The organism is Staphylococcus sp. HMSC34G04 (genome assembly GCF_001838765.1).
Lineage (GTDB): Bacteria > Bacillota > Bacilli > Staphylococcales > Staphylococcaceae > Staphylococcus > Staphylococcus epidermidis.
On record NZ_KV838727.1, the window covers coordinates 3,269 to 19,588 of the forward strand.

General features: G+C 33.7%; 13 protein-coding genes. 12 read left to right on the forward strand and 1 reads right to left on the reverse strand.

Annotation, left to right across the window (positions count from 1 at the left end):
- Positions 1-394: 394 nt before the first annotated feature.
- From nirB to HMPREF3241_RS05090, 11 genes are all read left to right on the forward strand, one after another.
- Positions 395-2,800, forward strand: coding sequence for a nitrite reductase large subunit NirB (gene nirB, locus HMPREF3241_RS05040; protein ID WP_070846288.1), 2,406 nt, complete (start codon positions 395-397; stop codon positions 2,798-2,800).
- Between the two features lie 2 nt (positions 2,801-2,802).
- Positions 2,803-3,117, forward strand: coding sequence for a nitrite reductase small subunit NirD (nirD, locus tag HMPREF3241_RS05045; protein ID WP_001831573.1), 315 nt, complete (start codon positions 2,803-2,805; stop codon positions 3,115-3,117).
- Positions 3,108-4,043: a uroporphyrinogen-III C-methyltransferase gene (gene cobA / locus HMPREF3241_RS05050; protein WP_002490626.1), complete on the forward strand. Its 936-nt coding sequence runs from the start codon at positions 3,108-3,110 to the stop codon at positions 4,041-4,043. Before nirD ends, cobA begins: the two co-directional genes overlap by 10 nt.
- A 179-nt stretch (positions 4,044-4,222) precedes the next feature.
- Positions 4,223-7,906: a nitrate reductase subunit alpha gene (locus tag HMPREF3241_RS05055; protein ID WP_070593071.1), complete on the forward strand. Its 3,684-nt coding sequence runs from the start codon at positions 4,223-4,225 to the stop codon at positions 7,904-7,906.
- A complete protein-coding gene (gene narH / locus HMPREF3241_RS05060; RefSeq protein WP_001831534.1) occupies positions 7,896-9,449 on the forward strand; it encodes a nitrate reductase subunit beta in 1,554 nt (517 codons plus the stop codon). The genes HMPREF3241_RS05055 and narH overlap by 11 nt, the downstream gene beginning before the upstream one ends.
- A complete protein-coding gene (gene narJ / locus HMPREF3241_RS05065) occupies positions 9,442-10,017 on the forward strand; it encodes a nitrate reductase molybdenum cofactor assembly chaperone (protein ID WP_002495940.1) in 576 nt (191 codons plus the stop codon). The genes narH and narJ overlap by 8 nt, the downstream gene beginning before the upstream one ends.
- On the forward strand, positions 10,010-10,687 hold the full coding sequence (gene narI / locus HMPREF3241_RS05070) for a respiratory nitrate reductase subunit gamma (RefSeq protein WP_070853499.1): 678 nt from the start codon (positions 10,010-10,012) through the stop codon (positions 10,685-10,687). The genes narJ and narI overlap by 8 nt, the downstream gene beginning before the upstream one ends.
- Before the next feature lie 19 nt (positions 10,688-10,706).
- Complete coding sequence (gene nreA / locus HMPREF3241_RS05075; protein WP_070853500.1) at positions 10,707-11,159, forward strand: nitrate respiration regulation accessory nitrate sensor NreA; 453 nt, start codon at positions 10,707-10,709, stop codon at positions 11,157-11,159.
- A 9-nt stretch (positions 11,160-11,168) separates the two neighbouring features.
- Positions 11,169-12,203, forward strand: a complete 1,035-nt coding sequence (locus HMPREF3241_RS05080) for a sensor histidine kinase (RefSeq protein ID WP_002475311.1) — start codon at positions 11,169-11,171, stop codon at positions 12,201-12,203.
- Between the two features lie 28 nt (positions 12,204-12,231).
- Positions 12,232-12,888: a nitrate respiration regulation response regulator NreC gene (gene nreC, locus HMPREF3241_RS05085; RefSeq protein WP_002457306.1), complete on the forward strand. Its 657-nt coding sequence runs from the start codon at positions 12,232-12,234 to the stop codon at positions 12,886-12,888.
- A gap of 254 nt (positions 12,889-13,142) precedes the next feature.
- Positions 13,143-14,306, forward strand: a complete 1,164-nt coding sequence (locus HMPREF3241_RS05090) for a nitrate/nitrite transporter (protein ID WP_001831433.1) — start codon at positions 13,143-13,145, stop codon at positions 14,304-14,306.
- Between the two features lie 698 nt (positions 14,307-15,004).
- Here the strand turns inward: HMPREF3241_RS05090 and HMPREF3241_RS05095 are convergent.
- Complete coding sequence (locus HMPREF3241_RS05095; protein ID WP_002438330.1) at positions 15,005-15,451, reverse strand: MarR family winged helix-turn-helix transcriptional regulator; 447 nt, start codon at positions 15,449-15,451, stop codon at positions 15,005-15,007.
- 163 nt (positions 15,452-15,614) lie between these two features.
- On the opposite strand from HMPREF3241_RS05095, the gene HMPREF3241_RS05100 reads away from it, so the two are divergent.
- On the forward strand, positions 15,615-16,244 hold the full coding sequence (locus HMPREF3241_RS05100; RefSeq protein ID WP_002475318.1) for a nitroreductase family protein: 630 nt from the start codon (positions 15,615-15,617) through the stop codon (positions 16,242-16,244).
- Positions 16,245-16,320 lie beyond the last annotated feature (76 nt).

The window sequence follows — 16,320 nt, forward strand, 5'->3', positions numbered from 1 at the left end:
TTTTCAATAGAAATTGTCCTTATTTACTTATCTTGGAACTTGCCTACTTAATGCTCGATGATATTGTTTAGATAGTGAATGCGGTTCATTATAAAATAGTTTGTGCTTTAAAATGACAGAGTAAAGTGTCATTTCAATTGCAACATATATTATAAATTAATTTATAATATATGTTTTAATTTTGATCTCAATTCCATCCTAGAAAACCATATCCATGCTATTAGGGAAATCCCCGATTTTCATTTTAAATGTGAATTACATCACAAAAAACTGAAGTTTTGTTATAAGATGAACATGAAGAGAGAAATACAAAATGATTAAATTTCTGACCTTTTATAAAGTTACATTGTGTTTTGTATTAAAAATTTATATTGATAAAAGGGGCATTTAAAGTATGGCAAAACAAAAACTTGTAATGATTGGTAACGGCATGGCAGGGTTAAGAACGATAGAAGAGATTTTAGAACGTTCACAATCACAATTTGATATTACTATTATTGGAAAAGAACCTTATCCGAACTATAACAGAATTATGTTATCCAATATTTTACAGAAGAAAATGACCGTCGAAGATACGATTATGAATTCTTATGATTGGTATCAAGAGAATAATATTGAACTTATAAATAATGATCCAGTGGAAAAAGTTGATAAAGAAAACAAAATAGTTACTACTTCTAAAGGTATTGAAGTAGAGTATGACATTTGTATTTTCGCTACTGGATCAAAAGCTTTTGTATTACCTATACCGGGTTCAAATTTTCCCAGTGTCATTGGATGGCGAACAATTGATGATACAAATAAAATGATTGAAATTGCCCAAACGAAAAAACGTGCAGTTGTCATTGGTGGAGGTCTTCTAGGCTTAGAATGTGCTAGAGGACTTCTAGATCAAGGAATGGAAGTGACAGTTCTTCATTTAGCTGATTGGCTCATGGAAATGCAATTGGATCGTAAAGCTGGAGACATGCTTAAAGCAGATTTAGAAAAGCAAGGTATGAAGATTGAACTTCAAGCAAATTCTAAAGAAATCATTGGTGATAAAGATGTTGAAGCTATTAAATTAGCTGACGGTCAGGTGATTGAAACAGATTTAGTAGTCATGGCTGTTGGTATCAGACCTTATACTGAAGTTGCTAAAGATAGTGGATTAGATGTCAATAGAGGTATTGTTGTAAATGATTATATGCAAACATCTGATTCTCATATTTATGCAGTCGGTGAATGTGCCGAACATGATGGGAAAGTTTATGGTTTGGTGGCGCCACTCTATGAACAAGGTAAAGTGCTAGCAGATTATTTAACTGGTAAAGAAACAAAAGGTTATAAAGGATCTACTACTTTCACTTCACTTAAAGTATCTGGTTGCGATTTATATAGCGCAGGGCAAATTGTTGAAGATGAAGATATCCATGGTGTAGAAATCTTTAATAGTGTCGACAATATTTACAAAAAAGTGTATTTAAGTCAAGGTCAAGTCGTTGGTGCTGTCTTGTATGGTGATACTGATGATGGATCACGATTTTATAATATGATGAAAAAACATGAAACGCTTGAAGATTATACACTTGTTTCTTTATTGCATAAAGGTGATGAAGATGCGGGGACATCTATCGCTGATATGTCTGATGATGAAACGATTTGTGGATGTAATGGTGTTGATAAAGGAACAATTGTCAATGCTATAACAACTAAAGGCTTAACGTCTGTAGATGAAGTAACTAAAGCAACAAAAGCAGGTAATTCATGTGGTAAGTGTAAAGGTCAAATTGGTGAGTTATTACAATATACATTAGGTGACGACTTTATTGCAGCAAAACCAACAGGTATTTGTCCATGTACTGATTTAACAAGAGACCAAATTGTAACTCAAATCAGAGCTAAAAATCTCAAAACATCAAAAGAAGTACGACACGTTCTTGATTTCAAAGATAAAGATGGTTGTCCTAAATGTCGACCAGCAATTAATTATTATTTAAATATGGTTTATCCTTTTGAACATCGAGATGAAAAAGACTCTCGCTTCGCTAATGAAAGATATCATGCAAATATACAAAATGATGGTACTTTCTCAGTGATCCCTCAAATGCGCGGTGGCGTTACAGATGCTGATCAACTTATTCGATTAGGGGAAGTTGCTAAAAAGTATAACGTACCACTTGTTAAAGTAACAGGTTCGCAACGTGTAGGTTTATATGGATTGAAGAAAGAAGAATTACCACAAGTTTGGAAAGATTTAGGAATGCGTTCTGCTTCTGCTTATGGTAAAAAGACGCGTTCTGTTAAAAGTTGTGTTGGTAAAGAGTTTTGTCGTTTTGGTACACAATACACAACTCGACTAGGAATAAGACTTGAAAAAACATTTGAATATATTGATACGCCTCATAAATTTAAAATGGGAGTATCAGGTTGTCCGAGAAGTTGTGTAGAGTCTGGTGTTAAAGATTTTGGTGTCATATCTGTTGAAAACGGCTACCAAATATTTATTGGAGGTAATGGTGGTACTGATGTTACTGTAGGTAAATTGTTAACGACAGTTGAAACCGAAGATGAAGTGATTCAATTATGTGGTGCCCTCATGCAATATTACAGAGAAACAGGTATTTACGCTGAAAGAACAGCACCATGGTTAGAACGTATGGGCTTTGAAAATGTCAAGAATATCTTATTAAATCAAGAAAAGCAAAAAGAACTGTATTTAAGAATTATGGAAGCCAAAAAAGCTGTTGAGAATGAACCATGGGAAGCTATTGTTGAAAATAAAGAAGCACAAAAAATCTTTGAAGTTGAGAAGGTGTAAGAATGAAAGCTAAAGAAAAGGTTAAGGTTACAACAATGAATGAAATGATTCCTCAAATAGGCAAAAAAGTCGTTGTAAACGAAAAAGAAATAGGTATTTTTCTCACAGATAATGGTGATTTATATGCCATTGGGAATATATGCCCGCATAAAGAAGGACCGTTGTCTGAAGGGACTGTAAGTGGTGATTATGTATACTGTCCGTTACACGATCAAAAAATAGCTTTAAAGACTGGAGAAGTACAACAACCTGATACAGGATGCGTAGAAACATATGAAGTAGAAGTTATTGATGGAGATATTTACTTATGTCTATAACTTATCCTGGCACAGTTTATCTAATCGGTGCAGGACCAGGCAATCCAAACTTACTAACTAAAAAAGCTGAACGGTTAATTAGAGCAGCTGACGTGATTTTATTTGATCGTCTCGTGAATCCTTTCATCTTACAGTATGCTTCTTCTCAAACAAAAGTGATCAATGTAGGAAAGAAACCTTATTGTAAACACATTCAACAAGATGAGATTAATCAAAAAATTGTTGAAGCAGCCAAACAATATCGATGTGTGGTGAGACTAAAGGGGGGCGATCCTGCGATTTTTGGTAGAATTACAGAAGAAGTACAAACATTAGAAAATCATCATATTCATTATGAGATTGTCCCTGGTGTGACATCAGCAAGTGCTGCTGTAGCAACTATGAATATGGGATTAACGATGCGTTCTATCGCACCGAGTGTGACCTTCTCAACTGGTCATTTTAAAGATTCGGTTAATCACGATACGGATATTAGGAACTTGATTAATGGTGGCACTTTGGCTATTTATATGGGCGTAAAAAGATTAGGTCAAATTATTAAACAAATTGAATCATATACAAATGAAGACTACCCCATTGCAATAGTGTTTAATGCATCCTGCTATAATGAAAAGATTGTTATAGGTCATTTAAGTACAATTGAAGAACAATTGGCTTCCCAAAAACTAGAAGGTCATCCAGGCATATGCATTTTAGGTAATATACTTGATGACATTAATCGTACTTTGTTGAATAATAATGAGATTGACAAAGGTAATCTATATTTAATCAAGGGAGATAAAAAGCGTGCAATTGCAAAGGCTGAAACTTTATATGATGAAGGAATCCAATGTCTGATTGATTTTGACCATAGCTACCACATTTCTCAACAAAACGTGTATAACGAAATGATTAAACACAAAAGTATTAAAAAAATATATGTATAAAACATTTGGGTCTACAAGTTCATTATGAATTTGTAGGCCTTATTTTTTAGGGAATCTCTAATATCAATTAGGACATTCCCTAATATAATGGCTTTGTGAAAAAATGTACAATAAAGATAAGACACAATACCTATGCATTTATAAAGGATATAAACTTGTATGGTGGGAGGATTAATAAAATGGGAAAATTTGGATTGAATTTCTTTAAGCCGACAGAAAAGTTTAATGGAAATTGGTCGGTATTAGAGCATAAAAGTCGAGAATGGGAAAAGATGTATAGAGAAAGATGGAGTCACGACAAAGTTGTGAGAACGACGCATGGTGTTAACTGTACTGGATCATGTTCATGGAAAGTATTTGTCAAAAATGGCGTAATTACATGGGAAAATCAACAAATTGATTATCCAAGTTGTGGACCTGATATGCCAGAATTTGAGCCAAGAGGTTGTCCGAGAGGTGCATCGTTTTCTTGGTATGAATATAGTCCGTTAAGAGTTAAATATCCTTATATTAGAGGTAAATTATTAGATTTATGGACCGAAGCGCTTGAAGAACAAAATGGAAACCGAATTGCGGCATGGGCATCCATCGTAGAAAATGAAGAAAAAGCCAAACAATATAAAGAAGCAAGAGGTAAAGGTGGACACGTCAGAGCAAATTGGAAAGATGTCACAGATATTATTGCAGCTCAAATTTTATATACCATAAAAAAAGATGGACCGGATCGTATTGCTGGATTTACTCCTATTCCTGCTATGTCGATGATTAGTTATGCTTCAGGTGCAAGATTTATTAATTTGTTAGGTGGAGAAATGTTAAGCTTTTACGATTGGTATGCCGATTTACCACCTGCTTCTCCACAAATTTGGGGTGAGCAAACAGACGTGCCAGAATCCAGTGATTGGTACAATGCTTCATACATTATGATGTGGGGATCAAACGTTCCATTAACACGTACACCTGACGCACATTTTATGACTGAAGTTAGATATAAAGGGGCGAAAGTTATTTCAGTAGCACCTGATTATGCTGAGAATGTTAAGTTCGCCGATCATTGGCTTGCACCACATCCGGGTACAGATGCAGCGATTGCACAAGCAATGACACATGTTATTTTACAGGAATATTATGAAAATCATCCGAATGATATGTTTATTAACTATGCTAAGCAATATTCTGATATGCCGTTTGTCATTATGTTAGATGAAGATGAGAATGGCTATAAAGCAGGTAGATTCTTGCGTGCTTCTGATTTAGGGATGTCAGGTGAAAATAATGAATGGAAGCCAGTTATTCAAGACAAATTGAGTCAACAATTACTTGTTCCTAATGGCACAATGGGCCAACGCTGGGAAGAAGGTAAAAAATGGAATTTGAAACTTGAAACAGAGGACGGTACACCGATTGATCCAATGTTATCGATGGCTGAAAGTGACTATCATGTTGAAACGATTCAATTTCCATACTTTGATAGTAGTGGTGATGGCATCTTTGAGAGACCTATTGCAACGAGAACTATTCAATTATCTAACGGAGAGAAAGTTAAAATCGCTACGGTTTATGATTTAATGACGAGTCAATATGGTGTCCAACGTTTTGAACACGAACTAGAAGCTACATCATATGATGACGCATCTTCTAAATATACGCCCGCTTGGCAAGAACAAATTACAGGTATCAAAAAAGAGTTAGTGACGAAAGTGGCAAAAGAATTTGCACAAAATGCTATTGATACTGGTGGACGTTCAATGATTATTATGGGGGCTGGTATCAACCATTGGTTTAACTCGGATACTATTTATCGTTCAATACTTAACTTAGTACTATTGTGTGGATGTCAAGGTGTTAACGGTGGTGGTTGGGCACACTATGTTGGACAAGAAAAATGTCGACCAATTGAAGGATGGAATACTATTGCATTTGCTAAAGATTGGCAAGGTCCTCCACGTTTACAAAATGGTACAAGTTGGTTTTATTTCGCTACAGATCAATGGAAGTATGAAGAATCAAATGTAGATAAATTGAAATCACCATTAGCTGAAAATATTAAGCATCAACATCCAGCTGATTACAATGTAACGGCTGCTCGTATGGGTTGGTTGCCTTCATATCCACAGTTTAATAAAAACAGTCTATTGTTTGGAGAAGAAGCTAAAGATGAAGGTGATGATTCAAATGAAGCTATCCTACAAAAAGCGATTGAATCAGTTAAAAATAAAGATACACAATTTGCGATAGAAGATCCAGATTTAAGAAAAAACCATCCTAAAACATTATTTGTATGGAGATCTAATTTAATTTCTAGTTCAGCTAAAGGACAAGAATACTTTATGAAGCACTTGTTAGGTGCGCGCTCTGGTTTAATGGCAGAGCCAAATGAAAATGATAAACCAGAGGAAATTAAATGGCGCGAGGATACAGAAGGGAAACTTGATTTATTAGTATCACTTGATTTCAGAATGACTGCAACGCCATTATATTCAGATATCGTTTTACCTGCTGCAACTTGGTATGAAAAACATGATTTATCTTCAACAGACATGCATCCATTTATTCATCCATTTAATCCAGCAATCGACCCATTATGGGAATCGCGTTCGGACTGGGATATTTATAAAACTCTAAGTAAAGCTGTTTCAGAAATGGCCAAAGATTATCTTCCAGGTAAATTTAAAGATGTCGTAACTACGCCATTAGGACATGATTCTAAACAAGAAATTTCAACTGAATACGGTATTGTAAAAGATTGGTCTAAGGGAGAAATTGAAGGTGTACCAGGTAAAACAATGCCTAATTTTTCTATAGTAGAGCGAGACTATACACAAATTTACGATAAATTCGTTACTGTTGGTCCAAAACTAGAAAAAGGAAAAATAGGTGCCCATGGGGTGAGTTATAGCGTTAGTGAAGAGTACGAAGAACTTAAAAGTATGGTTGGAACTTGGAATGATGATAATACTACTTCAGTTAAAAATGATAGACCGAGAATAGATACAGCGAGAAAAGTAGCAGATGTCATTTTGAATATATCCTCTGCTACAAACGGCAAATTATCACAAAAGTCATATGAAGATTTAGAAAATCAAACAGGTATGGAACTTAAAGATATTTCTAAAGAACGTGCTTCTGAAAAGATATCATTTTTAAACATTACTTCTCAGCCAAGAGAAGTGATTCCAACTGCAGTATTCCCTGGCTCTAATAAAGATGGAAGACGCTACTCACCGTTTACAACTAATGTGGAACGTTTAGTGCCATTTAGAACGCTAACTGGACGTCAAAGTTATTATATAGATCATGAGGTATTCCAACAATTTGGAGAAAGTTTACCGGTATATAAACCAACTTTACCTCCAATGGTATTTGGTGCTCGTGATAAAAAAGTTAAAGGTGGACAAGATACATTAGTGCTTCGATACCTTACACCTCATGGAAAATGGAACATTCATTCAACTTATCAAGATAATGAACGCATGTTGACATTGTTTAGAGGTGGGCCAGTTGTATGGATTTCAAATGAAGACGCTGCTGACCATGGCATTAATGATAACGACTGGTTAGAAGTATACAACAGAAACGGAGTTGTTACTGCCAGAGCTGTAACATCTCATCGTATGCCTAGAGGCACAATGTTTATGTATCATGCACAAGATAAACACATAGAGACACCTGGTTCTGAAATTACTGATACTCGTGGAGGTTCTCATAATGCACCTACTCGTATTCACTTGAAACCTACTCAATTAGTAGGAGGATATGCACAAATTAGTTATCACTTTAACTATTATGGACCAATTGGAAATCAAAGAGATGAGTATGTAGCTGTTAGAAAAATGAAGGAGGTCAATTGGCTTGAAGATTAAAGCACAAGTTGCAATGGTATTGAATCTAGACAAATGTATTGGTTGTCATACTTGCAGTGTGACATGTAAAAACACATGGACAAATCGACCTGGTGCAGAGTATATGTGGTTTAATAACGTAGAAACGAAACCGGGCGTAGGATATCCAAAAAGATGGGAAGACCAAGGACAATATAAAGGTGGTTGGGTGCTAAATAAAAAAGGAAAGCTTGAATTAAAATCTGGTAATAGATGGTCAAAGATTGCTTTAGGTAAAATCTTCTATAATCCTGACATGCCACTCATTCAAGATTATTATGAACCATGGACATATAACTATGAACATTTGACCAATGCCAAACAAGGACAACACTCTCCCGTGGCGACAGCACACTCTTTAATTTCAGGTGATAGATTGAATCTTAAATGGGGACCAAACTGGGAAGATGATTTAGCTGGAGGCCACATTACAGGACCAGAGGATCCAAATATTCAGAAAATAGAAGAAGATATTAAATTCCAATTCGATGAGACATTTATGATGTATTTACCAAGACTATGTGAACACTGTTTAAATCCAAGTTGCGTAGCATCTTGTCCATCAGGAGCTATGTATAAACGAGATGAGGATGGTATCGTACTCGTCGATCAAGAAGCCTGTCGAGGTTGGAGATACTGTATGACTGGATGTCCGTATAAAAAAGTATATTTTAACTGGAAAACGAATAAAGCTGAAAAATGTACATTTTGTTTCCCACGAATCGAAGCTGGTATGCCAACTGTATGTTCAGAAACTTGTACAGGACGTATGAGATATTTAGGTGTTTTATTATATGACGCAGATCGTGTTCAAGAAGCGGCTTCAGCTAAAGATGAAAAAGACTTATACGAAAAACAATTAGACCTATTCCTTGATCCATTTGATGAGGAAGTCATTGCTCAAGCTGAAAAAGATGGAATAAATCAAGAATGGATCACAGCAGCTCAAAATTCACCAGTGTATAAATTGGCAATAGAATATAAAATGGCCTTTCCATTGCATCCTGAATTTAGAACTATGCCAATGGTATGGTATTGTCCACCTTTAAGTCCTATTATGAGTTATTTCGAAGGTGAAAATGCAGGTCAAAATCCAGACATGATTTTCCCAGCTATTGAAGAAATGCGTTTACCTATTCAATACTTAGCAAATTTATTAACTGCTGGCGACACAGAACCTGTTAAAGAGGGCTTACAAAAAATGGCGATGATGCGAAGTTATATGCGTTCTCAAATAACAAACCAACCTTTCGATACATCTAAATTAGAACGATTAGGACTTACTGAAAGACAGATGACTGAAATGTATCGCTTACTAGGTATTGCTAAATATGAAGATCGTTTTGTTGTGCCTTCTTCTCATAAAGAAACATATTTAGATACTTATAAAGCGCAAGGAAGTCAAGGTTATGGTGGAGAGTACTTTGGCTCTAATTGTGAAGGTTGTGGTGTTGCAGTTCAATCAGGTAAAACTGGACAAGAAATTTATAATGAAAATTTCTATGGAGGGATCTTCCGTGATTAACCTTGAACAATTAAGTCAATACCAAGATAGCTTAGGCTATCTTGGTCAACAAATGAATTTTCCAGAAAAAGTGACATTTCACCCAAAAATATTTGAAGAAACCATTTCTAAGTCTCATCCTGGCTATGAAGAATTGCTTGCATATAGAGAAATCATGATGAATTATACTTTGTCAGAAATTAAAGCTATCTATACAGATACATTTGATTTTAGTAAAAAACACCCACTCTATATGACATTTAATAAATTTGACACGCAAAAGGAACGTGGACAAATGCTAGCTAAATTGAAGGTTTTATACGAAATGTTTGGACTAAAAATGGTTGATAATGAATTATCTGATTTTCTTCCATTGATGCTACAGTTTTTGCAAGTTGCTGATTTTAAAAATGATAGTCGAGCACAGGAAAACCTTAAACTAGTCATTATGATTATTGAAGATGGCACATATGAAATGGCAAATACCCTTGCTGAAAACAATAATCCCTATGCATATGTTGTCAGTGCATTAAGAAAAACGTTAAAAGCGTGTATCATGCCTTTGAAAGAGGTGGAAAATCATGCTTAATCAATTTGTATGGGTTATTTATCCATATTTATGTTTAGCAATATTTGTTATTGGACATATCGCAAGATATAAATACGATCAATTTTCATGGACAGCAAAGTCGAGTGAAATGATTGAAAAGAAACAATTAAAATGGGGAAGTTTATTTTTTCATTTAGGTATTATTCCGGTGTTCTTTGGTCATGTTGTGGGATTATTGATTCCCGCTAATTGGTTAGAGGCGATAGGTGTAAATAATCATATCTATCATATAGGTGCAGTTTATATAGGTAGTGTTTTTGGTATAATAACATTAATAGGAATGTTGTTGCTAACTTTAAGACGACTATCCATCAAAAATGTTAGACGATTAAGTTCATTTTCAGATATATTCGTGAATCTCGTTTTGTTGATTATTTTAATAATGGGTTGTTATTCTACGCTTGTAACCAATGCGATTCAACCTGAATTTGATTATCGTCAAACCATTGCGATATGGTTTAGACATTTATTCATGTTTTCTCCAAATGCTGACTTAATGTTAAACGTGCCTTGGTCGTTTAAACTGCACATATTATTAGGGTTTACAGTATTTGCGTGTTGGCCATTTACTCGTTTAGTACATGTTTGGAGTGTACCACTGTCTTATATGAATAGAAGATACATTGTTTATCGCAAAAACAAAATTTAATTTATTATGAGGTGAAAGTGTGGAACCAGAATCTTTAAAACATAATCAACATTTACAAATGAATTTAGATAAGTTGAGAGCGCAAGAGGGTTATGATTTTGGTGGTATCGCTTTATATGATTATCATCACACTTCATCACCAATTAAATGGCAATATGTTTCAGGTAATACAAATGATAGATATAAACTTATCACTTTGAGAAAGGGTAGAGGGCTTGCTGGAATGGTGATGAAAACCGGTAAACGTATGGTTATTGCTGATGTAGATACAGCTTTATCTCCAGAAGAGAAAGTTAAATTTCCAATCATTCTTAGTGAGTCATTGACAGCTGTAGTTGCAGTACCTTTATGGTTAGAAAATTCAATGTATGGCGTTTTACTATTAGGTCAAAGAAATCATCAGCCGTTACCTCAGTCATTGGACCAACTTAATATTGAAAAACAAATCGGTATTTTTACAGAAATAAACTAGGTGGTAAATATGTTGGAGCAAACTGATTTAAGTTTAGAGCAATTACTTAAGAATTATTATGAAACCACGAACGAGAAAATTGTATTTGTTAATAGGTATGGAAAAATTATTGCTATGAATGACGCAGCAAAAGATATTTTAACTGAAGAAGATAATTATAATGCTATGACAAATGCGATTTGTCATCGATGTGAAGGATACTCTAATGAATATGATGTACAATCGTGTAAAGATTGTTTTTTAGAAACAACGCAATTACAACATTCAAATTTCCAAGTATTTATGAAGACAAAAGATAACGAAATTAAGCCTTTTACAGCTATGTATCAAAATATTGATGAACAAAGAGGTATTAGTGCATTTACATTACAGAATGTGGCGCCCCAAATTGAAAGGCAAGAAAAGATGTATCAACAAAAAATGTTACATCGTTCAATTCAAGCACAAGAAAATGAACGGAAGCGTATTTCTAGAGAATTACATGATAGTGTAATACAGGATATGCTCAATATAGATGTTGAACTAAGGCTTTTGAAGTATAAGCACAAGGATAAGGTGTTAGCTGAAACATCTCAACGTATAGAAGGACTATTATCACAGCTTATTGATGATATTAGAAATATGTCTGTTGAATTACGACCTTCTTCTCTCGATGATTTAGGTATTGAAGCAGCTTTTAAATCATATTTTAAACAGTTTGAAGAAAATTATGGTATGCATATTAAATATGATTCAAACATTAAAGGCATGCGGTTTGATAGTGAAATTGAAACAGTTGTTTATCGTGTAGTTCAAGAGGGGTTATTTAATGCTCTAAAGTATGCTGGGGTTAATGAAATTGAGGTAAGTACGCATAGTGATGGTAAGCAGCTTGTAGCAGAGGTTGTGGATCGAGGTAAGGGGTTTAGTTTAGATCATCATCCTAAAGGCTCTGGACTTGGATTATACGGGATGAGAGAACGTGCAGATTTAGTTAACGGTCACGTTAATATAGAGACACATATTAATAGAGGTACTATAATTACATTAGATATACCGATTTAAGTTGATGATGTAAGTTGGGGGAATTGAAGTGAAAATAGTTATAGCGGATGACCATGCAGTTGTTAGGACAGGATTTTCAATGATATTAAATTATCAAGAAGATATGGAAGTTGTTGCAACTGCAGCTGACGGGGTTGAAGCTTACCAAAAAGTGTTAGAACATCAACCAGATGTTTTAATATTAGATTTGAGCATGCCACCAGGAGAGTCTGGCTTAATCGCAACCAGTAAAATTTCTGAAAGTTTTCCTGAAACTAAAATTTTAATACTTACGATGTTTGATGACGAAGAATATTTATTTCATGTGTTAAAAAGTGGTGCTAAAGGATATATTTTAAAGAATTCACCTGATGAGCAATTAATATTGGCCGTACGTACAGTATATCAAGGTGAAACTTATGTTGATATGAAATTGACGACGTCTTTAGTCAATGAGTTTGTCAATCAATCTCAAACGGATGAAGTATCATCCTCTTCAGATCCATTTAAAATTTTATCGAAACGAGAGTTAGAAATATTACCTCTTATAGCTAAAGGCTATGGCAATAAAGATATTGCAGAAAAGTTGTTTGTATCAGTGAAAACGGTAGAAGCACATAAAACGCATATTATGACGAAACTAAATTTAAAGAGTAAACCTGAATTAGTTGAATATGCCTTAAAGAAAAAATTATTAGAATTTTAAGTATATCATGATTGATTATTAGGGCTTACTTAGTCTATGGCTAAGTAGTCCTTTTTTTGTAGCTTTATATAGGGAAAAATAAAAGTAGAATCAGGGGATATCCTTATGTTCATAATTTCACAAACATATTAAAATGTATTTGTGATTGGTACTTTGTTTATAATTTTGTTTTATATGATTAATTTTGACCTCTTATTAAGCCCTCACAAAGTACCAATACACCTTATAATTAAATCAGATGAAGGTGAATCAAAATGAACATGAAAAAGGGTGTTTCTCAGCTTACGTTACAGACATTGAGTTTGGTCGCTGGTTTTATGGCATGGAGTATCATTTCTCCATTAATGCCATTTATTTCACAAGATGTTGATATTTCTCCGGGACAAATATCTGTCATTTTAGCTATTCCTGTTATTTTAGGTTCTGTACTACGTGTGCCATTTGGGTACTTAACTAATATTGTAGGAGCTAAATGGGTGTTTTTCTGGAGTTTTATTGTATTATTACTTCCAATTTTTCTTTTAGGTCAAGCTCAATCACCCGGTATGCTAATGCTATCAGGATTCTTTCTAGGAATTGGTGGCGCAATTTTTTCAGTGGGTGTTACTTCTGTACCCAAATACTTTTCAAAAGACAAAGTTGGTTTAGCAAATGGTATATATGGTGTAGGTAATATTGGTACTGCAGTATCCTCATTTTGTGCCCCAGTGTTAGCAGGTGCAATTGGGTGGCAAAATACAGTACGTAGTTATTTAATTATTCTTAGTATATTTGCAATTTTAATGTTTCTTTTAGGGGATAAAAATGAGCCAAAAGTGAAGATTCCTTTGATGGCTCAAGTCAAAGACCTATCTAAGAATTATAAGTTGTATTATTTAAGTTTGTGGTATTTTATTACTTTTGGAGCTTTTGTGGCTTTTGGGATTTTTTTACCGAACTTCCTAGTTGATCATTTTAGTATTGATAAAGTTGATGCGGGTATTCGTTCAGGTATATTTATAGCACTAGCGACGTTCCTGAGACCCGTTGGCGGAGTTATAGGTGATAAATTTAATGCAGTACAAGCGCTTATCATCGACTTCGTGATAATGATTATTGGTGCACTTATTTTAAGCTTATCTAGTCATATTGTTCTGTTTACAATAGGCTGTTTAGCAATTAGTATCTGTGCGGGTATAGGTAATGGTTTAATATTTAAATTAGTACCTTCATACTTTTCTAAAGAAGCAGGTTCAGCGAATGGTATTGTATCCATGATGGGGGGACTAGGTGGTTTCTTCCCACCACTAGTGATTACTTTTGTGACGAGTATCACTGGTTCAAGTCATCTCGCTTTCTTCTTCTTAGCTATATTTGGTGTAATTGCTCTTATTACAATGATTCATTTAAATAAAAAAGAAAAAGCTGTTCGTATATAAATAAAAATTGTGTCCTAAGGTGAGCATTAAAGTTTGTTCAAATTAGGGCACATTTTTGTTTAATATCAAAATAAATGATTCAAAAAATTTTGCTGTTTTTCGTTTCAGTAGAATGAAATAACTAACAGTCAGTTGTCATACACATACTGAACCAAAGACTATCAATGAATTAGGAAACAATCATCTTTTTAAGACATTGGCAGTTGATAGATCATTTAAAAAAATACGTATATCTTAATGTTTTAACATAATTCCACGTTGTTATATGTGTGAATAACTGATTTTACTATCACACCCTCTACTTCCATCAAAATAGCTATACAATTGCTTCTTTCAACCTCCTTTATATGAAGCGAAACAAACAACACTACATCTTGATAGTCTATTTAAATACCAACTTAATTTACATTTTCAGATGTTAAAATGGATAATTATTAAATTATCTATAATCATTCACTAGTGATCTCTACAATGTTTGTAATTGATAACGTATAAATAAAGTGATGTAACTTGTAAAAAAGAGGTATTTAGATAAGTTTAGTAGGAATTAGGTGTAAAAAAATATACTGACTGTACGAGAGAATAAGACAAAAGCTTACTTTAGACATACTATTACTATTAAATTGTGTCGCTATTGCTAAAGTTGAAAGTTTTGTTGTATTTAAAAAGCTTACTTTTGTCTCTAGTCTCTATAAGTATCACTTTTCCACTGTTTTATCAAAATTTTTCGTTACAAAATTTTGCAAGTCTTCAACTAAATTTTGGGTTTCTTCTTGAGTAATATTAAATTCATTAAAAACACTTTGTGAAATATCAGAAAGAACATTTTGAATATCCTTGCCACGTTCTGTCAAAGAAATTTGAAGGTTACGTTCATCTTGTTCTTCACGAGTTCGAATGACATAATTCTTTTTCTCTAATTTTTTTAATAATGGTGTTAGCGTGCCAGAATCCAAGAAGACTCTTTCGCCTAGTTTTTTAATGTTAAGTTTCTCATCATCTTCTATCGCCATTAATACAATATAACCTGTATATGTAAGACCATACTCTTTTAGGTAATCTGTATATTTTTTGATGATTTCTTTAGAGGAAACATAAAATAAAAAACATAATTGTTTGCTCAAATAACTATTCTCTACATACATTTAATCACTCCTTGTTAAGGTAACAATATTATGAAGCGTATCACTTGTCAAGTACTGATTTCATCACTATAATTCAAATTGTTTTAAATTAAATTTATCAAATATTTGAATGAGTTTAATTTGATAACAAAGTAATTTTTTTAAAATTGGAGGGGTGTGAAAATTGACACGTATCAATGACTTTAACGAAGTGCTTAACAGTAGAAAATCAGTAAAGGTTTTTGACGAGAATTATAAAATTTCTCGAGAAGAAATGGATGAAATCATTACTAAAGCAACACAAGCACCTTCATCGGTTAATATGCAACCATGGAGAATTGCTGTTGTAGAAAGTGATGAAATGAAAGAAAAAGTTAAAGAATCATTTGGATTCAATTCCAGACAGTTAACTACATCCTCAGCTATGTTAATTATTTTTGGAGATTTACAAAACTACGAAAAAGCTGAACAGATTTATGGCGATGCTGTAGAACAACAATTGATGACGGAAGATATCAAAGCACAACTGTTAGATTGGATATTACCTTATTATAAAAACTTATCTAGAGAAGGCATGAAAGATATTGTGAATATAGATAGTAGTTTAATGGCAATGCAATTAATGCTTACAGCAAAAGCTCACGGTTACGATACAAACCCTATTGGTGGTTTCGATAAAGAAAATATTGCGGATATTATCGGTTATGATTCTGACAGATATGTGCCAGTTTTAGCGATTGCTATAGGTAAAAAAGCACAAGATGCACACGATTCAGTGAGACTTCCGATTGATGATGTAAGGGAATTTTTATAAAACTTCTTAAAATTTTCACATTTACAAACGAACATTTTGTTACAATTTAACTAAATCTTTCTTTTCTATACGAATT

Bases quoted from the DNA above. Each gene is read 5' to 3' on its own strand.
- nirB (WP_070846288.1), top strand. From the start codon at position 395: ATGGCAAAACAAAAACTTGTAATGATTGGTAACGGCATGGCAGGGTTA.
- nirD (WP_001831573.1), top strand. From the start codon at position 2,803: ATGAAAGCTAAAGAAAAGGTTAAGGTTACAACAATGAATGAAATGATT.
- cobA (WP_002490626.1), top strand. From the start codon at position 3,108: ATGTCTATAACTTATCCTGGCACAGTTTATCTAATCGGTGCAGGACCA.
- HMPREF3241_RS05055 (WP_070593071.1), top strand. From the start codon at position 4,223: ATGGGAAAATTTGGATTGAATTTCTTTAAGCCGACAGAAAAGTTTAAT.
- narI (WP_070853499.1), top strand. From the start codon at position 10,010: ATGCTTAATCAATTTGTATGGGTTATTTATCCATATTTATGTTTAGCA.
- HMPREF3241_RS05080 (WP_002475311.1), top strand. From the start codon at position 11,169: ATGTTGGAGCAAACTGATTTAAGTTTAGAGCAATTACTTAAGAATTAT.
- HMPREF3241_RS05090 (WP_001831433.1), top strand. From the start codon at position 13,143: ATGAACATGAAAAAGGGTGTTTCTCAGCTTACGTTACAGACATTGAGT.
- HMPREF3241_RS05095 (WP_002438330.1), bottom strand. From the start codon at position 15,451: ATGTATGTAGAGAATAGTTATTTGAGCAAACAATTATGTTTTTTATTT.